The following is a 19,231-nucleotide window of genomic DNA, read 5'->3' on the forward strand; positions in this document are numbered from 1 at the left end:
CTCTTAGCCCTCCTTGTTTGGCGGCCAGCCATTGGTGTTGATGTTCGAGCTCCATTTGAGGAACTCGGCGATGTCATCCACCTCTTGCTCGCTCAACTTGAACTGCGGCATCGCTCGTCGGCCCGGTACGCCCAGCGGCTGCATTTTCATCCAGGCATGTAGAAAAGGTTTAAAGCCCTCCTCCCCGCCGCGCCGCTGGAATACGTTGCCCAGCTCTGGCGCAAAGTAGGCGCCCTCGCCCAGCAACGTGTGGCAGCCGACGCAGTTGTTTTGCTCCCAGACCGTCTTGCCGCGAATCACTGATTCGGTTAACTGCGCTTCGTTGCTGCGCACTGGAAAGGTCTGTTCCGTGTGATAGGTCAAGGCCAGGAATATCAGGAAGAAAAAGACGCTTCCCCCGAAGTAGATATTCCTGGCCATGCCTTTGGTGAAGGTCTCTGACATGGTCGCTTCCTCTTTGCTTGGCGTGCTCATGATAGAAAGCGAGGGGGTAAAACCTGCTTGATGGCGATCAAGAAAGGCAGATGGTTTTGGTCGGGTATCAGGGCCAACCTGTAGCAGCTGCCGAAGGCTGCGTTCGGCTGCGCAGCAGTCGTAAACCCTGCCCCCTCAATCATCCTGAAACACCGCGGCGTCTGACTTTGCGACTGCTTCGCAGCCGAACGCAGCCTTCGGCAGCTGCTACAGGGTTCGCATAACGACTTAGCGGAACGACGCCAGCGTCAGCCCCACTACTGCCGCCAACACCAGCGCCCAGCTCACCATCAACCGGCGCCACAATCGCGGCGCATGGCGCATCTCCATGAAGCCATCGGTGATCAGCCAGGCCTTGCCAACCGCCACCAGCAAAATGGCAATGGACAACAGCCACGTCGCGCCGACTTGTGACAACACAACGGTGCACACGCTTAATGTGGCCAACGCTGCCCAGCAGACGAGCAACAACCTGGAAGCCGACATCAGAACCTCCGTCAATTCAGCACGTACACCAGCGGAAACAGCACGACCCAGATCAGATCGACCATGTGCCAATACAGCACGCCCGATTCAAACCCGCTGCGGTTGGCGGCGTTGTACAGGCCTCGACGGCAGCGCTCGGCCAGCCATCCGAGAATGACCATGCCGAGCAATACATGGAGAAAATGAAAACCGGTGAGGATCCAATAGAGGGTGAAAAACGTGTTGTGCTCCATGCCCAGCCCCGAGGCCAGCAAGTGCCGGTATTCGGTAAGTTTCAACACCACGTAGACGCTGCCGGCAAGCAACGCGGCCAGCAGAAGTACGGCGCCGTGGCGGGACCGGGAACGCCTGACCTGCTCCTGAGCCAGCGCGGCGAACAGCCCGGCGGTGAGCAGGCTCAGGGTCATCGCCAGGCCGGTAGAGGTGTTGAGCAATTGACGGCTTTCACCGAACAACTGCGGCTTGAGTGCCTGGGTCACGGCGAACGCCAGAATCAGGATGGCGAACACCGACAACTCGGCCAAAATGAAAAACCACATCGCCAGATCGCCCGGCAGGTGGCCACGCGCAACGCCCCTGGACTCAGCCGAAGTGGACATCAACCACGCCCATCAGCGCCGCAACCGTCAGCGGATCATCGCTCAGCGGCTCGGCCAGGCAAGCCATGCACGCTTCACGCGGGCTCATGCCGGAGCGGATCATTCGCGCAGTAAAAATCAGCAGCCGTGTCGAGGCGACTTCCTCAAGATCATGTTGATCCAGCCTTCGCAGGGCCTGCCCCAGCCTGACCACTTGCGCCGCCAGCGCGCTGTCCACCTGCGCTTCCCGGCTGACAATACGCTCTTCGTCGGCCACCGGCGGATAGCCGAAACGCATCGCCACGAAACGTTGTCGGGTGCTGGGTTTCATGCCTTTGAGCAGGTTCTGGTAGCCGGGGTTGTACGACACGACCAGCATGAATGAGGACGGCGCCTGCAACACTTCGCCGGTGCGCTCCAGGAACAACTCGCGACGATCATCGGCCAGTGGGTGCAGTACGACCACCGTGTCCTGCCGCGCCTCGACCACTTCGTCCAGATAACAAATGCCGCCTTCACGCACCGCGCGGGTCAGCGGCCCGTCCTGCCACCAAGTGCCTTGGGCGCCAATCAGATGACGGCCAATCAGGTCGGCGGCACTCAGGTCGTCATGGCACGCCACGGTGTACAGCGGCAGCTTCAGCCGATGGGCCATGTGCTGGACGAAACGGGTCTTGCCGCACCCCGTCGGGCCTTTGATCAGCACCGGCATGCCGTGTCGCCAGGCTTGCTCGAACAGCGCCTCCTCATTATTGAGCGGTTGATAGAAGGGTTCGCAAGACTGGATTCGGTCCATGGGCTGTCTGTTCCAAAAAGCGGATTCAAGTCACACGCTACGGGCGCCTGCGACAACCTGGCAAGTGACATGGCCGGCAAACTTGATCGCGGTCAAGCAAGCATTGGCCTGCTCGGGCATAGCCTTGCACGGCACTAAGAACCTGCGTTCTGCGCTGCCGTTCCAGCACATCGCAAAGGTCTTGCCTGAGGAGAAATGGAATGCTGATCAGCAATAGAAAAACGTTTGCTCTGACTGTCGCCACATTGTGGTCGGCGCTGGCCCTTGCGGTGACTCACGCAGCCAGAGCCGAGGAACCCACCACTGCCGCGGCCAGCCCGCTGATGGTCAAAACCGCCGGAGCGCCCGACATGAGTCAGGCCGAGTTCGACGCGTCCAAGGAAATCTACTTCCAGCGCTGCGCCGGCTGCCACGGCGTGCTGCGCAAAGGCGCCACGGGTAAACCACTGACGCCGGACATCACCCAGTCTCGCGGTCAACCGTATCTGGAGGCGTTGATTACCTTCGGTTCACCAGCGGGCATGCCGAACTGGGGAACATCCAATGCGCTGACCAAGGATCAGATCACGGCCATGGCCAAGTTCATTCAGCACACACCGCCCACGCCACCGGAATGGGGCATGGCCGAGACGCTGAAAACCTGGAAAGTGCTGGTCAAGCCCGAGGATCGTCCGAAGAAGCAACTGAGCAAACTCAATCTGCCGAACCTGTTTTCGGTGACGTTACGCGATGACGGCAAGATTGCCCTGATCGACGGTGACAGCAAGAAAATCGTCAAGCTGATCGAGACCGGTTACGCGGTTCACATCTCGCGCATTTCTGCCTCCGGTCGCTACCTGCTGGTGATTGGTCGAGACGCCCGGATCGACATGATCGACCTGTGGCCGGTGGAGCCGACCAAGGTCGCCGAAGTCAAAGTGGGCATCGAGGCGCGCTCGGTGGAGACTTCCAAGTTCAAGGGTTACGAAGACAAATACACGGTCGCCGGCTCCTATTGGCCACCACAATTCACCATCATGGATGGTGAAACCCTGGAGCCCAAACAGATCGTCTCGACCCGCGGCATGACTGTCGACAAGCAGGAATATCACCCAGAACCCCGGGTCGCGGCGATCATCGCCTCCCACGAATGGCCGGAGTTCATCGTTAACGTCAAGGAAACCGGCAAGGTCATGCTGGTCAATTACCAGGACATCAAAAACCTCACCATCACCTACATCGATGCTGCCCCTTTCCTGCATGACGGCGGTTGGGACAGCACCCATCGCTACTTCATGACCGCCGCCAACAACTCCAACAAAGTCGCCGTGATCGACTCCAAGGATCGCAAGTTGGCCGCCCTGGTGGACGTCGGCAAAACCCCTCACCCGGGTCGTGGCGCCAACTTTGATCATCCTGTCTACGGCCCGGTCTGGGCCACCAGCCACCTGGGAGACGACGGTATCTCGCTGATCGGTACCGACCCGGCCAAACACCCGCAATACGCCTGGAAACAGGTCGCCTCGCTCAAGGGCCAGGGCGGCGGTTCGTTGTTCATCAAAACCCACCCCAACTCGCGCCACCTGTATGTCGACACCACCCTCAACCCGGACGCCAAGCTGAGCCAGTCGGTGGCGGTGTTCAACCTCGACAAACTCGACGCCGGCTACACCGTGCTGCCCATCGCCGAGTATGCCGGCATCAAGCAAGGCGCCATGCGGGTCGTGCAGCCGGAATACAACAAGGCCGGCGATGAGGTCTGGTTCTCCGTGTGGAGCGGTCAATCAGAGGAGTCGGCACTGGTGGTGATCGACGACAAAACGCTGAAGCTCAAATCGGTGATCAAGGACAAACGCCTGATTACCCCCACCGGGAAATTCAATGTCTACAACACCCAACACGACATTTATTGAGCTCCATCAATGCAAGGAACGACCATGAAAAATACTCTGCTTTCACTGTTCGCCCTGACCGCTGCGCTGAGCGTGCAGCCGGTTGTGGCCCAAGATGCGCAGGAACTGTTCAAGAGCAAACCCTGCGCCGCCTGCCATTCCATCGACACCAAGCTTGTCGGCCCGGCGCTCAAGGATGTCGCGGCCAAGAACGCTGGCGTACCCGAGGCCGTCGACACCCTGGCCAACCACATCAAGAACGGTACGCAAGGCAACTGGGGCCCGATACCAATGCCGGCCAACCCGGTGACGGATGATGAAGCGAAGACACTTGCAACTTGGGTCCTGAGTCTCAAATAGCCAACGGAGGGCGCCATGATGGTTCATCGACACGCAGTGGTTCTGGCGGCCCTCCTCCTTTTTTGCGCGACCTCGGTTGCGGCGCCGAACGCCAAGCGTCAGGCCCAACTCGAGCACCTGCTGGCCCAGGATTGCGGCGCCTGCCATGGACTGCACATGACCGGCGGGCTGGGTCCCGACCTGACGCGCGCAACGCTGGCAGGCAAGTCCCGCGACAGCCTGATTGCCACCGTCACCCAAGGTCGCCCCGGCACCGCGATGCCCGGTTGGGCCCCGTTGCTCAGCCCGGACGACATTCGTTGGCTGGTTGATCTTCTTCTCCAGGGATATCCCGCACCATGATCCGTTCAATCCTGCTGTCAGCGGCGACCGGGCTGTTGTTGTCCGCCTGCGCTCAGTCACCCTTGCGTGGTACCGGCGATCTGGGCGTGGTGGTGGAGCGCACCACCGGCAGCGTGCAAATCATCGAAAGCGATACCCGCACGGCACTGGCCCGACTCGAAGGCTTCGGCGATCTGTCCCATGCCTCGGTGGTGTTTTCCCGCGACCAGCGTTATGCCTATGTGTTCGGCCGCGACGGCGGGTTGAGCAAAATCGACCTGCTGACCCAACGCATCGACCATCGCGTCATCCAGGGCGGCAACAGCATCGGCGGCGCCATCAGTCAGGACGGCAAGTTGATCGCAGTCTCCAACTACGTGCCCGGCGGCGTGAAGGTGTTCGATGCCGTCACTCTGCAACAGGTGGCCGATATTCCCGCGACACCGCTCGCCGATGGCAGCAAACGCTCACGGGTGGTCGGCCTGGTCGACGCGCCCGGACAGCGTTTTGTGTTCAGCCTGTTCGATACCGGCGAGATCTGGACCGCCGATTTCAGTCAGGGCAGCACGCCACGGATCAGCCGCTTCACCGACATCGGCCAGCAACCCTACGACGCGCTGATTACCCCCGATGGTCGCTATTACATGGCTGGGCTGTTCGGCGAAGACGGCATGGCGCAACTCGACCTCTGGCACCCCGAGCGCGGGGTGCAGCGAGTGCTCGGTGATTACGGACGCGGCCAGGCGAAGTTGCCCGTCTACAAGATGCCGCATCTGGAGGGTTGGGCCGTTGCCGACAACCAGGCCTTCGTGCCCGCCGTCGGCCGTCATCAGGTGCTGGTGATGGATTCCCGCACGTGGCAGCAGACCGCTGCCATCCCGGTGGCCGGCCAACCGGTGTTCGTCACGTCGCGGCCGGACGGTCGGCAACTGTGGGTCAATTTCGCCTACCCGGACAGCGATCGGGTCCAGGTCATCGACACCGAAACCCGTGCCGTAGTCGCCGATCTGCGACCGGGGCCGGCGGTGCTGCACATGGAATTCACCGCGCGCGGCGACCAGTTGTGGCTGTCGTTACGCGATGGCGATCAGGTTCAGGTCTGGGATCCGTACAGCCTGAAGCAGCTGAGCACCCTTCCCGCCACCGCGCCGAGCGGCATCTTCTTCAGCAGTCGCGCGCAGAAAATGGGCTATTGAAATGAACCTCGACCTGCTCAGCCGCCAACTTATCGACCGCTTCCAGCACGGCATGCCATTGTGCCCGGAACCTTACAAGGAGATGGCCCGGATTCTCGGTTGCCGCGAGGCCCAGGTGATGGATTGTCTGGAAGCGATGGCTCAGGCCGGCACCCTCTCACGCATCGGCCCGGTGTTCGAACACAGCCGCGCCGGGGCCAGCACCCTCGCCGCCTTCGCCGTGCCCGCCGAACGTCTGCAACAGGTCGCCGAGTGCGTCAGCCAGTATCCCGAGGTCAATCACAACTACGCACGGGAGCATTTCTACAACCTGTGGTTTGTGCTGACCGGGCCTGATCGCCCCCACATCGAACGTGTTCTCGAAGCACTTGAGAACGAAACCGGCCTTGTTCCGCTGGATCTGCCGATGTTGACCGCTTACCGCATCGACCTCGGTTTTGCCTTGGGAGAAGGCCCATGAAGACGGGATTGAGCCCCGAACAGACACAAGCCTTACGAAGGCACCTGGAAGACGGATTACCGCGTGTTTCGCGCCCCTATCAAACCCTCGCGGAACGGATAAACGCCGACGAAAACCAGGTGCTCGCGCAGATGCACCAGTGGCACGAACAGGGGCTGTTTCGCCGGGTCGGCCTGGTGCTCAACCATCGCGCCCTGGGCTTTACCGCCAACGCCATGCTGGTGCTGGATGTTCCGGACGCGCTGATCGACGAAGTCGGCCAGCGCCTGGGGCGAGCGTCCGGTATCACCCTCTGCTATCAACGGCCACGGCGCCTGCCGCAGTGGCGCTACAACCTGTTCTGCATGGTTCACGGACGCCAACGCGCGCAGGTCGAGGCGCAGATCCAGGCGTTGCTGGGAGAACACTTGCTGAGTGACCTGCCCCATCAACTGCTGTTCAGCACCCATGCCTTCAAACAATGCGGCGCACGCTTTGTCGCCTCCTCAACGGGAACCAAGCCCCATGGATGATCTTGACCGTCGGTTGATCAACCGCTTGCAACTGGGCCTGCCACTGGTGCGTAACCCCTGGCAGGCGCTGGCCAGCGAACTGGACAGCAGCAGCCCTGAATTGCTCCACCGCCTCCACGAACTGCTCTGTGAAGGAATACTCACGCGCTTCGGTCCGATGTTCGACATCGAACGCCTCGGTGGCGCCTTCACCCTCGCGGCGCTGGCAGTGCCGGAAGAACGGTTCGAAGAGGTCGCCGAGCAACTGCACGCCCTGCCTGAAGTGGCGCACAACTATCGACGCGAACACGCCTGGAACATGTGGTTCGTGCTCGCCTGCGCTACCGAACAAGACGTCACCGAAACCTTGCAATACATCGAAACCCTGACCGGTTTGCCGCTGCTCAACTTGCCTAAAGAGGAGACTTACCATGTCGGTCTGTACTTCCCGGTCTGAAGACACCCTGGCGCACCGGCTGATTGAACTGACCCAGGCCGGCTTGCCGCTGCTGGATGACCCGTGGGCCTGGCTCGCCGAACAGCTGGACCTGAGCATCGAATCCACCCTGGATCTGCTCAAGCGCCTGCAGGCCGAGGGCGCGATCCGGCGCATCGCCGCTGTCCCCAACCACTATCGCCTGGGCTATCGCTACAACGGCATGACCGTTTGGGATGTGCGCGACACCGACATGCCGCGCCTCGGCGCGCTGATCGGCGCACAGCCTTTTGTCAGCCACTGTTATCGACGCCCGCGACGAACCGCGTGGCGCTACAACCTGTTCGCCATGGTGCACGGTCGCAGCCGCGAGGAAATCGACAGCTACCGCGAACACCTGCGCTACTTGCTGGGCGACGCCTGTGTCGCCGACGAGATGCTGGTGAGCAGTCGCATCCTGAAAAAAACCGGTGTGCGTTTAATGCCGCTCAGTTCAACGCATACCTTGTAGCAGCTGGCGAAGCCTGCGTTCGGCTGCGAAGCAGTCGTGAAATCAGGCGATACGGTGTTTCAGATAAACCTTGCACACAGGTTATACGACTGCTGCGTCCGATCGCGGCCCGAACCGAACGCAGCCTCGCAAGCTCGACAGCTGCTACGGGCATCAGGCTTGCGTTTGCTTATTGCTTCGCGCTGAACACACCCTGACTCAAGGAGAGTTGCATGTTGAGGATCAGCCAATACCTGCGTGCCCTGACCGGCCAGGTGCCCGCCCCCAGAACCAGCCCACCGGGCAGCAACCGGCCGCCGGTGGTGATCTGGAACCTGCTCAGGCGCTGCAACCTGACCTGCAAACACTGCTACGCCACGTCCGCCGACAGCGTCTTTCGCGACGAACTGGATACGCCCGCCGCGCTGACCGTGATCGACGATCTGCACGATGCCGGCGTGAAGGTATTGATTCTTTCCGGCGGTGAACCCCTGCTGCATGACGATCTGTTTGTGCTCAGCGCCTATGCCCGCACAAAGGGTTTCTTTGTGGCTTTGTCCACCAACGGCACATTGATCGATGAGCAGAACATTGCGCAGATCCGCGCAGCGAATTTCGACTATGTGGGGATCAGCATCGATGGCCTGGAAGCCACCCACGATGCGTTCCGCCAACTCAAGGGCAGCTTCGCCAGTTCCATGCGGGCGATCCGGCTCTGTCGCGAACAGGGCATTCGCGTCGGCCTGCGCACCACCCTGACCCAGGAGAATCATGCGCAGCTGCCGCAATTACTGGCACTGATGCGCGAATACGACGTGCAGAAGTTTTATCTGTCGCACCTCAACTACAGCGGTCGCGGCAAACGCAGCCGCCAGCTCGACGCCCGACAGCAGATGAGCCGCGAGGCGATGACGCTGATCTTCGAACGGGCCTGGGAAGATATCCAGCACGGTCGCGACAGCGATTTTGTCAGCGGCAACAACGATGCCGACGCGATTCTCCTGCTGCAATGGGTAGGCCTGCATCTACCCGAGCATTACCGGCGCCTGGAACACATGCTCCGCGCCTGGGGCGGCAACGCCTCGGGCAGTGGCATCGCCAACATCGACAACACAGGCGAAGTGCACCCCGACACCTATTGGTGGCAGCACTCGGTGGGCAATGTCCGGCACACGCCGTTTCGCACGCTGTGGCTGGACCGCCCGGACGCCTTGTTGCAGCAACTGCGCGCGCATCCTCGCGCCGTGGGTGGCCGTTGTGGCCAATGCCGCTGGCTCAGCATCTGCAACGGCAATACCCGCACCCGCGCCTGGGCCGAGGGTGATCTCTGGGGCCAGGACCCCGGTTGCCACCTCAGCGATGAAGAAATCGGCGTGTCGCCCTTACCGACCATCCCTTGCGTCATGCACTGAAGCACCCGCCTGGCGAGCCATCTGACAAAGGATGGGGCCGGCCCACCTGATGAAGTACCAAGGACGTCCCATGCATCCATCGATTATTTTACCGGCTGCACTTGAGTCCCCGTTCAGACCGGGCGAAGTTGCCCTGGTCGGCGCTGGCCCCGGCGATCCACGCTTGCTGACCCTGCGCGCCTGGAGCCTGTTGATGCAAGCCGACGCCGTGGTTTACGACCGCCTGATCAGCCCCGAGCTGCTGGCATTGATCCCCCTCACCTGCGCCCGGCATTACGTCGGCAAGGCCAGCGGCTGCCACAGCCTGCCTCAGGATCAGATCAACGAACTACTCGCCGACCTCGCCGATCTGGGGCAGCGTGTGGTCCGGCTCAAAGGTGGCGACCCGTTCATCTTCGGCCGTGGCGCCGAGGAACTGGAGTACCTGCTGCAACGCAACATTGACTGCCAGGTGGTCCCCGGCATTACTGCCGCCTCCGGGTGTAGCGCTTACGCTGGCATTCCACTGACCCATCGGGAGCTGGTCAACTCCTGTCGATTCATCACCGGGCACCTGCAACACGATGGTGAGTTGCAATTACCCTGGAGCAGCCTCGTCGACAGCAGCCAGACCCTGGTGTTTTACATGGGGTTATCCAATCTCGGGATTATCGCCCAGCGCTTGATCGAAGCTGGAATGCCCGCCGAGACACCGGCGGCGCTGATCAGCAATGGCACGCGTCCCGACCAGCATGTTGCACGAGGCAGGCTGCACCAATTGCCGACCCTGGCGCGGGAATGCCCACCTGGCATTCCGACGCTTGCGGTGATCGGCAAAGTGGTCGATCTGTTCGCTGCCCAACAACAGGAATTCCCGGCGCGCTTTTACCCCGCAGCGCTGCAACGCCAGCGCAAGGTGGCGATATGAGGCGCATGGTGCTTGGCCCATTGTTATGGATCGGTGCGGCTCACGCCGGTGCAGCGACTCCGCCCTCCGACGCGGCCGCCAACCTCTACCAACAGCATTGCCAGAGCTGCCATGGCGCCAACCGTTTCGGCGGTGCGGGGCCGGCCTTGCTGCCGGAAAGCCTGAGCCGGATCAAACCCGACGAAATCCGCAGCGTGATCCAGGACGGTCGCCCCGCGAGTCAGATGAGCGGGTATGCCAACGTGTTCAACGCCACGCAGATCGACGCGTTGGTGGACTACCTCCAGCAACCACCCGCCACCCCACCCACCTGGAGCAACGATGACATTCGCGGCAGTCATTCGATTCTCGCCGATATCAACAAACTGCCCGACACGCCCCAGCATCGCGCCGATCCCCTGAACCTGTTTGTGGTGGTGGAAGCCGGTGATCATCACATCGACATCCTCGACGGCGACCGCTTTGAAGTGCTGGCTCGGTTCTCTTCGCACTTTGCAGTGCATGGCGGGCCGAAGTTTTCGCCGGACGGACGCTTCGTCTACGTGGCTTCTCGCGATGGCTGGATCAGCCTGTATGACTTGCATAACCTGAAACTGATCGCCGAGGTCCGCGCCGGGCTCAACACCCGCAACCTCGCGGTGAGCAAGGACGGCCGATGGGTGCTGGTGGGCAACTACCTGCCTGGCAACCTGGTGGTGCTCGATGCCCGTGATCTGTCATTGGTCAAAACCATTCCGGCGATCGGCCAGGACGGCACCGCGTCACGGGTCAGCGCGGTCTACACCGCGCCGCCACGGGACAGCTTCATCGTGGCGCTCAAGGACGTGAAGGAAGTCTGGGAACTGCCCTGCACCGGCACACCGGATTTCGAACCGCGACGGATCCACGCCGAAGATATGCTGGACGACTTTTCCTTTTCACCGGACTACAAGCAACTGCTGGCCACGTCGCGCGCGGCCAAGGGCGGCCAGGTGATCGACCTCGACAGTGGCAAGGTGGTCACCGACATTCCACTGCCGGGCATGCCGCACCTGGGGTCCGGGACCTACTGGAAACGTAACGGTGAGTGGGTGTTCGCCACGCCGAACATCAGCAAGGGCCTGATCTCGGTCATCGACTTCAAGACCTGGAAACTGCTCAAGGAAATACCGACCCTGGGGCCGGGCTTCTTCATGCGCAGCCACGTCAACTCGCGGTATGCCTGGACCGACGTGTTCTTCGGCCCCGACAACGATGCGATCCACCTGATCGACAAACAGACCCTGGAAATCGCTCACACCCTGCGCCCGATGCCCGGAAAGACCGCCGCCCACGTCGAGTTCACCCGCGACGGTCGCTACCTGCTGCTGAGTATCTGGGCCACTGACGGTGCGCTGATCGTCTACGACAGCAACACCCTCAAAGAGATCAAGCGCCTGCCGATGAACAAGCCGTCGGGTAAGTACAACGTGGGCAATAAAATCGAGTTTGCCGAGGGTACGTCGCACTAGATTTTGTGTCTGAACATCGAAATACACATCGCACTTGTGGCGAGGGAGCTTGCTCCCGCTGGGGCGCGAAGCGGCCCTAAAAGCAGTCACTGCGTACATTCAGATTAAACGCAGGTGCTGATTTTACGACTGCTACGCAGCCGAGCGGGAGCAAGCTCCCTCGCCACAGGGTTTGTGTTCACCTCTTCAGCTCAGGGTATAACCGTTATCGACTTTCCAGTCCTGACCATAAACACCCCGCGCGCCTTGAGACAGCTGAAAGACAATCACGTTGGCCACCGCAGACGCATCGAGGAAATGACCGGGCAGCAGACGTTTGCCGAGGGTGCCGGCAACGTCGTCGAGTTCCCCGTCGCTCAACCCCAGGTTGTCCCACATCGAGGTCGCGGTCGGCCCCGGGGAGACCAGATTGATGCGCACGTCATAACGCGCGAATTCCACCGCCAACGTGCGCGCCTGCGCCGCCAGCGCGGCCTTGCTGGCAATGCAGGCGGCCAGACCGGGAAAGCTCGAGCCGGTCAGGAAGCTGCCGACAAACACCACCGAAGCCGGACTCGCCAACTCCCCGCGTAACGCCGCCAGGGTATTCAACGCCCCGGCGCCGTTGACCGCCCACTGACGCTGGAAGGCCGGCATGTCGAGGCTATCGGCCATTTCGGCGATACCCGCGTTGGGCACCAGATAATCCACCTGGCCCAGTGTCGACGCACGTTGGGCCAGCGCCTGCAGGTCATCCTGACAGGTCACGTCACCGGCACACCATTGCAGGCGCTCGCCATAGATCTGCTGCAAGGCCGGCAATTCCCCGATTTTCCGTGACATCGCCAGCACCTTGACCCCGCGCGGCAACAGCGCCGCACACAGGGCCAGGCCTATCCCGGAACTGGCACCCGTGACCACCGCCAAACGATCCTGAAACTCGGTTCTCATCATTTCCTCCTGGCATCGCGGACGCCAGCACTGGGGACTTCAAACGGTACGTGAAAACCGGCCTTTTTGATCAGCGCCCAAATAGGCATCAAACGCCATCGCCGCGCTGCGCATCATCAAATGCCCGTGGGGCAACAACACCAACGCGTCTTTGTGAATCTGCAGCAAGCCATCGCGAACATGCTCGTCCAGTTGCATCAGCGCATCGGCAAAGTAATCGGTAAAGCAGATGTCATGACCCGCTTCAAACTTGCCGAAGTCGATCCGGCCGTGGCACATCAGATCGCTGATCACTTCTCGGCGCAGCCGATCATCGGCGCTCAACCGGTAACCCCGATGCACAGGCAACAAGCCTTGATCAATACGGGCGTAGTACTGCGAAAGCTCCTTGACGCTCTGGCTGTAGCTGTCGCCGACCTTGCCGATGGAAGACACCCCGAGACCGATCAAATCGCAGTCGGCATGGGTGGAATAACCCTGGAAATTGCGTTGCAACGTGCCATTGGCCCGGGCCAGCGCCAACTCATCGTCCGGCAAGGCAAAATGGTCCATGCCGATATAGATATAACCGGCCTCAGTCAGACGACGGACAGTCAGTTCAAGCAATTCCAGTTTGCGCTCCGGTGGCGGCATGTCGGCCGAACGAATCAGCCGTTGTGCGCGCACCAGTTCCGGCAGATGGGCGTAGCTGTAGGCGGCAATCCGGTCCGGACGCAGCGCGATGATTTTGCCGAGGGTGACATCGAAACTCTCCACGGTTTGCAATGGCAGGCCGTAAATCAGATCGACACTGATCGATTTGAATCGCGCTTGGCGCGCCGCAGCGACCAGCGCATGGATTTGCTCTTCACTTTGCTGCCGATTGACCGCTGCCTGCACGTCGGGATCGAAGTCCTGTACGCCAAAGCTCAAACGATTGAACCCCAACTGACGCAACAACTGGATCTGTTGCGTACTGATGGTGCGAGGGTCGACCTCGATGGAAAACTCATGGTCATCGCTGTCATCCATGTCGAACGCCTGGTGCAGGCAGTCCATAAGGTCAGCCAGTTGCTCGCCGGTCAAATAGGTCGGCGTGCCACCTCCCAGGTGCAGTTGTGTGAGTTTGCGGGTGCGGTCGAACAAGGCAGCCTGCATCACGATTTCGCGCTTGAGGTACGTCAGGTACTCGACGGCGCGGTGGGTTTTCCGGGTAATGATTTTGTTGCAGGCGCAGTAGTAACAAAGGCTCTTGCAGAACGGGATGTGGATGTACACCGACAGCGATTTTGGCGTTGTCGCCTGGTTGCTGTCCGAGGCCGCACGCTGATAGTCATCGACGGCGAACGCCTGATGAAACTGCGGCGCGGTCGGGTAAGAGGTATAGCGCGGCCCCGGGAGGTCATACTTTTCGACCAGGGCACGATTGAAATCAAATGAAGTTGTCATGATCAATCCATTCGTAATGGGGTTCATGCCCCGCACCGTCCGAATCCTTTTCAAACAGGTTGCAGACGGCATCCACGTGCGGCCGACCGGCCGGAAGAATGCTGATGAAACGGTCAGACAGTTCAATCAACCCGTCACGGCTCAATTGCTCAAGCACAGGCCAGGCGGTGAAAAAGTACTGGCGAAAAATGACTCCATGACGCCTCTCGATTGCCTGGATATCCAGCTCCAGATCACACGCCAGGCGTTCCATGACCATGTGCCTGACCTGATCCCCTTCCTCACAGCGCCAGCCACGACTCGTCGGCAGTTGGTCCATGTCCAGTTGCTTCTGGTACCGTTCCAGTTCGTCGGTGTTTTGCGCATACAAACCGTCGATCTGACTGATAGCGCCCAAACCGAACCCGATATGGTCGCAATGCCCGTGACGGGTAAACCCCTCACAATTGCGACGTAATCGGCCGCGCTCCTGAGCAATCGCCAAATCGTCATCGGGTCGGACAAACTGCCCCAGGCCAATGTAGTGATAACCGGCGCCGATCAACTGTTCAAAGCAGATCCGGCGCATGGCGCCTTTATCTTCCTCGCTGCAAAACGCCCCGATTGTGTCTGCAGTCTTTGGCCGATAGCGTTGGGGTGGCCGGGCATAGTCAAACACCAGCAGCCGGTCCGGCTCCAGTTCGATGATGGTCGCCAGTTTCAGCGCAAAACTTTCTGGCGTCTGCCAGGTATGGCCATAACCCAGATCGACATTGATGGATCGATAGCCGAAGGTACGAGCGGCATCGATAAGCGAATGGATCGGTGCCGGATTCTGGTAGCAGGCCACCGACATCGCACGGTCGGCACCGATGTCCGGAACGCCGATGCTGACATGGTTGAACCCCAGGTCACGCAGCATGCCCATGGTCGACCAATCCGTATGGTGAAGGTCCACTTCTATGCTGTAGTCACCGCACTCATGTCCAAGAAAGTTGAATCGGCCACGAAGGTGATTCATCAGCCGTCTCAGTTGGGCGATGGCGGGTGTTCCGCCCCCCAGATGGAACTGCTCGACCCGCTGCCCGGCTCCCAGATGACAACCGACGAGGTCGATCTCATGTTGCAGACGCTGAAGATAGTGTTCGACACCACTGTGCTCGCATGAAGTTTCGCGAGGGGACCACAAGGCACGCTTGAGGTTAGAAGGCAGTTGCACGTTCAGCGACAGCGGACGGCACTTCTGACGGCTGACGCGCAATGCACGATGCAAATCCAGAGAGCCGATGCCGTCGTGAAATTTTTCAGTGTCGACATGGCCGTTGGGGTCGAGCACGCCTTGATCGCACCGGACGTTCAGCTCTCCAGGGCTGTGAAACGAATTGAGCATAACGGGTCTCCGAGACTGGCTGCGGACCGCCAGTGTCGGAGCCTGGCGACCCATGCTCCTTGATTTGCATCAAGCGCGAGCAAAGTGCTTGTCGCGCAACGGACACCAGGCATGCCCAGTCACCACGTCAGGTAAAACATCCACTTGGCCAACAGCACAATGACAACCATGTGGCAGAACAGGCTGCCATGGATGAAATGCAGGTATCGAGCACTCATCCGGCCACTTTTGAACAAAAACATGGCGACCAGGAAATGCAGCAGTACGCTGACGGCCACCACGATTTTCAACATCAGCAACGTGCCAAACGATGAGGCCATTGGTGTGGCAAGGACCGGTAAATAGCGCAGCCAGACCATCCCCAACCCGGCACCGAACAACACCAGCAAGACCCATGGAATCAAGGTGCGTGCACGTCGACCGACACCCTGCTCGACCAGTAACATGACCTTGACCGGCAGTTGTTTGCGGATACTTTCAAGGAACAGGACTTCGAAGAATACCGTGCCGATGAAAATCATCGCGGCAAACAGGTGCAACGTCAGAAACAGCGGATAGAGCATGGGATTCTCGCTCTCAATACAGCTGAACACGTTCCACTCACCGCGAGGGAAACGTCACTCCCATCGTTGCGCCGCCTCGCGATCACTGTGGCGAGCCTCGACCCAATGGGAACTCTCGGCCACCTGTTCTTTCTTCCAGAATGGCGCTCGGGTTTTCAGGTAATCCATTACAAACGCACAGGCATCAAAAGCCGCTTGACGATGACTGCTGCTGACGCCGACAAAGACAATGGGGTCTCCCGGTTGCAGCGCGCCGATTCGATGGATCAGCACCAGTCCGAGCAACGGCCAGCGCTGCCGGGCTTCGTCGGCGATCTTGCCCAGGACCTTTTCGGTCATACCGGGGTAATGTTCAAGAAACATCCCGGCGACTTCTTGTCCGACGTTGGTGTCACGTACATACCCGACAAAACTCACCACGGCACCGACATTCAGACTCAAAGCCTGCAGGGCATTGATTTCGGTGCCGGGTTCGAAGCGCTCTGTCTGCACTCGAATCATCGAATCACCCTCCCGTTACGGTTGGGAAAAAACCCACTTCATCACCGTCTATCAACGGCTCATCGAGCCCACACATGTCCTGATTGCGGGCACACATGAGGTTCTGTTCGGCCAGCACCTGCCAGACGCCAGAACGATGTATCAGGTGCTGACGCAACTGATCGACAGAAGTGAAATCACCTTCAATCGTTTCATCGTCAAGGCCAAGCGTTTCGCGGTACCGCGAGAAATACAAAACATTCAGCTTCATTGTTGCGGCGCCTGATACCAGCCACTTTTACCACCCTGCTTCTCCAACAGCCGCACCGATTCGATACTCATTCCCCGGTCCACGGCCTTGCACATGTCATACAGGGTCAAGGCCGCCACACTGGCGGCGGTCAGTGCCTCCATCTCGACGCCGGTCTGTCCGGACAGCTTGCACCGAGAAACAATGCGTACGCGTTGGTCACCTTCAAAACTCAACTCAACGTTAACACTGCTCAGAAGCAGCGGATGACAGAGCGGAATCAACTCGCTCGTGCGTTTGGCCGCCTGAATGCCGGCGATCCGCGCTACCGCAAATACATCACCTTTAGGGTGAGCACCACTGGCAATCAGTTGTCGGGTCTCGGCAAGCATATGAACCCATGCCTCAGCCACGGCTTCTCGGGACGTCACGCATTTATCCGTAACATCGACCATTCGCACGCGTCCCAGTGAGTCGAGGTGAGTCAGCATCAATTCAGTCATGAGCAATAAGCCTTGCGCTACCAACAGTCGGTTTCAGCGCAGAATACAGCGCAGGCCGACACAGGCGGTTGACGTCAATCAAGTAATCCAGACAAGGCCATTCCTACAACCTTGCGTAAACCTGGATGTCGAGGACGGACCTGGAAAAAAATCCATTCGGGACCCGATCTCCAATGAGCAAAATTGATGTAACTCATTGTTGTTAAATATAATTTTAAAAAAATCACTCACATTTTCCTGGCGTCTGCCGATGGCTTTTTTACCGGACCCAGGGAGCTGCAGGAATGAGGAACAACCAACCCGTTACGCAACGTGAGGTCGCGCTTGCACCTCAACAGAAACTCATCTCGACAACAGATGCTCGAGGAGTCATCACTTACTGCAATGACGCCTTCGTAGAAATCAGTGGCTTCCACAGAGCCGACCTGATTGGCGCACCGCAAAATATCGTCCGCCATCCCGATGTGCCTCCTGCCGTATTCGCCCATATGTGGGGCGCTCTTAAGCAAGGCAACCCGTGGATGGGCATTGTCAAAAACCGCTCCAGAAACGGTGACCATTACTGGGTCAATGCCTACGTCACACCGATTTTCGAAGGCAGCCAAGTGGTTGGCTATGAATCGGTCAGGGTCAAACCCACTGCCGAACAAGTTCACCGCGCCGAAGCCCTCTACAAGCGCATCAGTCAGGGCAAGGCGGCCATCCCCGCGCGTGACAAGTGGCAACCGGCCCTGCTTGGCTGGTTGCCATTCCTGGTTATGGGCTTGGCGGGGGCTTTGAGTGGTGTCTTACTCAACACCTTCGTGGCCATTGCCATCACCGCAGCTGTCTCTGCACCGCTCGGACTGATCGTCACGCGCTGGCAAAAGCAGGGGACATTGCGCTTGCTACAGATGGCTGAACCCTCCACCTCCGATCAACTGATCGCGAAAATGTACAGCGACGAGTGTGGCCCTCAGGCACGCCTTGAAACCGCCTTTGTGAGCCAGGCCGCGCGCCTGAAGACCTGTCTTACACGTCTGCAGGACACCGCGGAGCAACTCAGCGGACTAGCCGGGAGGTCCGACGTATTGGCCGCCGACAGCTCACGGGGTCTTGATCGCCAGCGTGTCGAAACCGAACAAGTGTCCGCAGCGGTCAATCAGATGGCGGCGACCACACAAGAAGTCGCCAGCCATGTCCAACGCACCGCTGACGCCTCCCAAGAAGCTAACTTGCTGACCGGACGCGGACGCGATGTGGCCCGAGATACCCGCGAAGCGATCCAGCGACTGTCCGCAGTGGTTGGCGAAACCGGGCAGACGGTCGCGCAGTTAGCCAAGGACAGCAATGAAATCGGAACCGTGGTCGATGTCATCAAAGGCATTGCCGATCAAACCAACCTACTGGCCTTGAATGCCGCGATCGAAGCTGCGCGCGCTGGTGATATGGGTCGAGGCTTCGCCGTGGTGGCGGACGAGGTGCGTCAGTTGGCGCAGCGCACCTCTGAATCCACGACGCAAATCCATGGCTTGATAACCAAGCTCCAGATGTCTTCCGATAACGCCGTGCAGACGATGGAAAGTGGTCGCCGTCAGGCCGAAGAAGGTGTGGTGTGGGTGCTTGAGGCAGACAAAGCGTTGGTAGGTATCAGTGAAGCGGTCGCCAATATCACTGACATGACAACCCAGATTGCAGCGGCCACTGAAGAGCAAACCGCCGTTGCAGAGGAAATCAGCCGTAATATCACCACCATCGCGCACCTGGCAGATCAGACGTCGGAGCAGGCCCATCATTCGGCAGAGTTAAGCAAGGAATTGACCCGGACAGCTAATACTCAGTATTCATTGGTCGAGCGTTTTAATCGATAACTAGAGGTGTTTGAGCTGACCGAAGAAGCTCGCAGTTGACCGGCGAAAATACGGGAGAGCACCGACCTCAAGTGGTTTGCGCCACAATCG

24 protein-coding genes and 1 pseudogene are annotated in these 19,231 nt (G+C 59.7%); 14 read left to right on the forward strand and 11 right to left on the reverse strand.

Going from position 1 to position 19,231, the window contains the following annotated elements:
- Window positions 1-3 precede the first annotated feature (3 nt).
- The 4 genes from AC07V0_RS02850 to AC07V0_RS02865 all read right to left on the reverse strand — a co-directional run bounded on the left by AC07V0_RS02850 (window position 4) and on the right by AC07V0_RS02865 (window position 2,325).
- The gene (locus tag AC07V0_RS02850; RefSeq protein ID WP_018927787.1) at window positions 4-444 is read right to left on the reverse strand and encodes a c-type cytochrome; all 441 of its coding nucleotides are present in this window, start codon (window positions 442-444) and stop codon (window positions 4-6) included.
- Between the two features lie 258 nt (window positions 445-702).
- A complete protein-coding gene (locus AC07V0_RS02855; RefSeq protein ID WP_064617215.1) occupies window positions 703-960 on the reverse strand; it encodes a cytochrome C oxidase subunit IV family protein in 258 nt (85 codons plus the stop codon).
- 11 nt (window positions 961-971) lie between these two features.
- Window positions 972-1,559 (reverse strand): cytochrome c oxidase subunit 3, encoded by a 588-nt coding sequence (locus tag AC07V0_RS02860; protein ID WP_064617213.1) that lies wholly within the window; start codon window positions 1,557-1,559, stop codon window positions 972-974.
- On the reverse strand, window positions 1,543-2,325 hold the full coding sequence (locus AC07V0_RS02865; RefSeq protein WP_370695265.1) for a CbbQ/NirQ/NorQ/GpvN family protein: 783 nt from the start codon (window positions 2,323-2,325) through the stop codon (window positions 1,543-1,545). Before AC07V0_RS02865 ends, AC07V0_RS02860 begins: the two co-directional genes overlap by 17 nt.
- 7 nt (window positions 2,326-2,332) lie before the next feature.
- Here AC07V0_RS02865 and AC07V0_RS02870 point away from each other — a divergent pair, with 7 nt between their 5' ends.
- The 12 genes from AC07V0_RS02870 (at window position 2,333) to AC07V0_RS02925 (ending at window position 11,768) form a co-directional block, all read left to right on the forward strand.
- Window positions 2,333-2,551, forward strand: coding sequence for a hypothetical protein (locus tag AC07V0_RS02870; protein WP_064617208.1), 219 nt, complete (start codon window positions 2,333-2,335; stop codon window positions 2,549-2,551).
- Window positions 2,535-4,226, forward strand: coding sequence for a cytochrome D1 domain-containing protein (locus AC07V0_RS02875; RefSeq protein WP_495019364.1), 1,692 nt, complete (start codon window positions 2,535-2,537; stop codon window positions 4,224-4,226). Before AC07V0_RS02870 ends, AC07V0_RS02875 begins: the two co-directional genes overlap by 17 nt.
- 24 nt (window positions 4,227-4,250) lie before the next feature.
- On the forward strand, window positions 4,251-4,565 hold the full coding sequence (locus AC07V0_RS02880) for a c-type cytochrome (RefSeq protein ID WP_019649087.1): 315 nt from the start codon (window positions 4,251-4,253) through the stop codon (window positions 4,563-4,565).
- Between the two features lie 15 nt (window positions 4,566-4,580).
- The gene (locus AC07V0_RS02885; RefSeq protein ID WP_018927781.1) at window positions 4,581-4,907 is read left to right on the forward strand and encodes a c-type cytochrome; all 327 of its coding nucleotides are present in this window, start codon (window positions 4,581-4,583) and stop codon (window positions 4,905-4,907) included.
- Window positions 4,904-6,082, forward strand: coding sequence for a cytochrome D1 domain-containing protein (locus AC07V0_RS02890; protein WP_495019365.1), 1,179 nt, complete (start codon window positions 4,904-4,906; stop codon window positions 6,080-6,082). Before AC07V0_RS02885 ends, AC07V0_RS02890 begins: the two co-directional genes overlap by 4 nt.
- A gap of 1 nt (window position 6,083) precedes the next feature.
- Window positions 6,084-6,542 (forward strand): Lrp/AsnC family transcriptional regulator, encoded by a 459-nt coding sequence (locus tag AC07V0_RS02895; RefSeq protein ID WP_086945732.1) that lies wholly within the window; start codon window positions 6,084-6,086, stop codon window positions 6,540-6,542.
- Window positions 6,539-7,054 (forward strand): siroheme decarboxylase subunit beta, encoded by a 516-nt coding sequence (ahbB, locus tag AC07V0_RS02900; protein WP_086945733.1) that lies wholly within the window; start codon window positions 6,539-6,541, stop codon window positions 7,052-7,054. Before AC07V0_RS02895 ends, ahbB (AC07V0_RS02900) begins: the two co-directional genes overlap by 4 nt.
- Complete coding sequence (locus tag AC07V0_RS02905; RefSeq protein WP_086945734.1) at window positions 7,047-7,490, forward strand: Lrp/AsnC family transcriptional regulator; 444 nt, start codon at window positions 7,047-7,049, stop codon at window positions 7,488-7,490. The genes ahbB (AC07V0_RS02900) and AC07V0_RS02905 overlap by 8 nt, the downstream gene beginning before the upstream one ends.
- Window positions 7,465-7,980, forward strand: coding sequence for a siroheme decarboxylase subunit beta (gene ahbB / locus AC07V0_RS02910; protein ID WP_018927776.1), 516 nt, complete (start codon window positions 7,465-7,467; stop codon window positions 7,978-7,980). The genes AC07V0_RS02905 and ahbB (AC07V0_RS02910) overlap by 26 nt, the downstream gene beginning before the upstream one ends.
- Window positions 7,981-8,192: 212 nt before the next feature.
- Window positions 8,193-9,371, forward strand: a complete 1,179-nt coding sequence (nirJ, locus tag AC07V0_RS02915) for a heme d1 biosynthesis radical SAM protein NirJ (RefSeq protein ID WP_086945736.1) — start codon at window positions 8,193-8,195, stop codon at window positions 9,369-9,371.
- 70 nt (window positions 9,372-9,441) lie between these two features.
- Window positions 9,442-10,278 carry a uroporphyrinogen-III C-methyltransferase gene (gene cobA, locus AC07V0_RS02920; RefSeq protein WP_018927774.1) on the forward strand — a complete coding sequence of 279 codons (837 nt, stop codon included), beginning with the start codon at window positions 9,442-9,444 and terminating at the stop codon, window positions 10,276-10,278.
- Window positions 10,275-11,768 carry a cytochrome D1 domain-containing protein gene (locus tag AC07V0_RS02925; RefSeq protein WP_086945737.1) on the forward strand — a complete coding sequence of 498 codons (1,494 nt, stop codon included), beginning with the start codon at window positions 10,275-10,277 and terminating at the stop codon, window positions 11,766-11,768. The genes cobA and AC07V0_RS02925 overlap by 4 nt, the downstream gene beginning before the upstream one ends.
- Window positions 11,769-11,954: 186 nt before the next feature.
- Here the strand turns inward: AC07V0_RS02925 and AC07V0_RS02930 are convergent, their stop codons facing one another.
- The 7 genes from AC07V0_RS02930 to moaC form a co-directional block, all read right to left on the reverse strand.
- Window positions 11,955-12,698 (reverse strand): SDR family NAD(P)-dependent oxidoreductase, encoded by a 744-nt coding sequence (locus AC07V0_RS02930; RefSeq protein WP_018927772.1) that lies wholly within the window; start codon window positions 12,696-12,698, stop codon window positions 11,955-11,957.
- Window positions 12,699-12,737: 39 nt separating this feature from the next.
- The gene (hemN, locus tag AC07V0_RS02935; RefSeq protein ID WP_086945738.1) at window positions 12,738-14,126 is read right to left on the reverse strand and encodes an oxygen-independent coproporphyrinogen III oxidase; all 1,389 of its coding nucleotides are present in this window, start codon (window positions 14,124-14,126) and stop codon (window positions 12,738-12,740) included.
- Complete coding sequence (locus AC07V0_RS02940) at window positions 14,110-15,495, reverse strand: oxygen-independent coproporphyrinogen III oxidase (protein ID WP_086945739.1); 1,386 nt, start codon at window positions 15,493-15,495, stop codon at window positions 14,110-14,112. The genes hemN and AC07V0_RS02940 overlap by 17 nt, the downstream gene beginning before the upstream one ends.
- 119 nt (window positions 15,496-15,614) lie before the next feature.
- The gene (locus AC07V0_RS02945; protein ID WP_018927767.1) at window positions 15,615-16,058 is read right to left on the reverse strand and encodes a CopD family copper resistance protein; all 444 of its coding nucleotides are present in this window, start codon (window positions 16,056-16,058) and stop codon (window positions 15,615-15,617) included.
- Between the two features lie 54 nt (window positions 16,059-16,112).
- A complete protein-coding gene (gene moaE, locus AC07V0_RS02950) occupies window positions 16,113-16,559 on the reverse strand; it encodes a molybdopterin synthase catalytic subunit MoaE (protein WP_018927766.1) in 447 nt (148 codons plus the stop codon).
- Between the two features lie 4 nt (window positions 16,560-16,563).
- A complete protein-coding gene (locus AC07V0_RS02955) occupies window positions 16,564-16,809 on the reverse strand; it encodes a MoaD/ThiS family protein (protein ID WP_018927765.1) in 246 nt (81 codons plus the stop codon).
- On the reverse strand, window positions 16,806-17,279 hold the full coding sequence (moaC, locus tag AC07V0_RS02960) for a cyclic pyranopterin monophosphate synthase MoaC (RefSeq protein ID WP_026286545.1): 474 nt from the start codon (window positions 17,277-17,279) through the stop codon (window positions 16,806-16,808). The genes AC07V0_RS02955 and moaC overlap by 4 nt, the downstream gene beginning before the upstream one ends.
- A gap of 296 nt (window positions 17,280-17,575) precedes the next feature.
- On the opposite strand from moaC, the pseudogene AC07V0_RS02965 reads away from it, so the two are divergent.
- Window positions 17,576-17,848: pseudogene (locus tag AC07V0_RS02965) on the forward strand (PAS domain-containing protein); the annotation flags it as partial.
- Window positions 17,849-18,067: 219 nt separating this feature from the next.
- A complete protein-coding gene (locus AC07V0_RS02970) occupies window positions 18,068-19,141 on the forward strand; it encodes a methyl-accepting chemotaxis protein (RefSeq protein ID WP_419554981.1) in 1,074 nt (357 codons plus the stop codon).
- Window positions 19,142-19,231 lie beyond the last annotated feature (90 nt).

This window comes from Pseudomonas sp. GW821-FHT01E10 (genome assembly GCF_059422365.1).

Excerpts from the sequence above, each read along its gene's own strand:
- AC07V0_RS02860 (WP_064617213.1), bottom strand. The coding sequence starts at position 1,559 with ATGTCCACTTCGGCTGAGTCCAGGGGCGTTGCGCGTGGCCACCTGCCG.
- moaC (WP_026286545.1), bottom strand. The coding sequence starts at position 17,279 with ATGCTGACTCACCTCGACTCACTGGGACGCGTGCGAATGGTCGATGTT.
- AC07V0_RS02955 (WP_018927765.1), bottom strand. The coding sequence starts at position 16,809 with ATGAAGCTGAATGTTTTGTATTTCTCGCGGTACCGCGAAACGCTTGGC.
- AC07V0_RS02850 (WP_018927787.1), bottom strand. The coding sequence starts at position 444 with ATGTCAGAGACCTTCACCAAAGGCATGGCCAGGAATATCTACTTCGGG.
- hemN (WP_086945738.1), bottom strand. The coding sequence starts at position 14,126 with ATGACAACTTCATTTGATTTCAATCGTGCCCTGGTCGAAAAGTATGAC.
- ahbB (WP_086945733.1), top strand. The coding sequence starts at position 6,539 with ATGAAGACGGGATTGAGCCCCGAACAGACACAAGCCTTACGAAGGCAC.
- AC07V0_RS02875 (WP_495019364.1), top strand. The coding sequence starts at position 2,535 with ATGCTGATCAGCAATAGAAAAACGTTTGCTCTGACTGTCGCCACATTG.
- AC07V0_RS02890 (WP_495019365.1), top strand. The coding sequence starts at position 4,904 with ATGATCCGTTCAATCCTGCTGTCAGCGGCGACCGGGCTGTTGTTGTCC.
- AC07V0_RS02940 (WP_086945739.1), bottom strand. The coding sequence starts at position 15,495 with ATGCTCAATTCGTTTCACAGCCCTGGAGAGCTGAACGTCCGGTGCGAT.
- AC07V0_RS02870 (WP_064617208.1), top strand. The coding sequence starts at position 2,333 with ATGGGCTGTCTGTTCCAAAAAGCGGATTCAAGTCACACGCTACGGGCG.
- AC07V0_RS02885 (WP_018927781.1), top strand. The coding sequence starts at position 4,581 with ATGATGGTTCATCGACACGCAGTGGTTCTGGCGGCCCTCCTCCTTTTT.
- AC07V0_RS02945 (WP_018927767.1), bottom strand. The coding sequence starts at position 16,058 with ATGCTCTATCCGCTGTTTCTGACGTTGCACCTGTTTGCCGCGATGATT.
- moaE (WP_018927766.1), bottom strand. The coding sequence starts at position 16,559 with ATGATTCGAGTGCAGACAGAGCGCTTCGAACCCGGCACCGAAATCAAT.
- ahbB (WP_018927776.1), top strand. The coding sequence starts at position 7,465 with ATGTCGGTCTGTACTTCCCGGTCTGAAGACACCCTGGCGCACCGGCTG.
- AC07V0_RS02895 (WP_086945732.1), top strand. The coding sequence starts at position 6,084 with ATGAACCTCGACCTGCTCAGCCGCCAACTTATCGACCGCTTCCAGCAC.
- AC07V0_RS02930 (WP_018927772.1), bottom strand. The coding sequence starts at position 12,698 with ATGAGAACCGAGTTTCAGGATCGTTTGGCGGTGGTCACGGGTGCCAGT.
- AC07V0_RS02905 (WP_086945734.1), top strand. The coding sequence starts at position 7,047 with ATGGATGATCTTGACCGTCGGTTGATCAACCGCTTGCAACTGGGCCTG.
- AC07V0_RS02855 (WP_064617215.1), bottom strand. The coding sequence starts at position 960 with ATGTCGGCTTCCAGGTTGTTGCTCGTCTGCTGGGCAGCGTTGGCCACA.
- AC07V0_RS02925 (WP_086945737.1), top strand. The coding sequence starts at position 10,275 with ATGAGGCGCATGGTGCTTGGCCCATTGTTATGGATCGGTGCGGCTCAC.
- AC07V0_RS02880 (WP_019649087.1), top strand. The coding sequence starts at position 4,251 with ATGAAAAATACTCTGCTTTCACTGTTCGCCCTGACCGCTGCGCTGAGC.
- nirJ (WP_086945736.1), top strand. The coding sequence starts at position 8,193 with ATGTTGAGGATCAGCCAATACCTGCGTGCCCTGACCGGCCAGGTGCCC.
- cobA (WP_018927774.1), top strand. The coding sequence starts at position 9,442 with ATGCATCCATCGATTATTTTACCGGCTGCACTTGAGTCCCCGTTCAGA.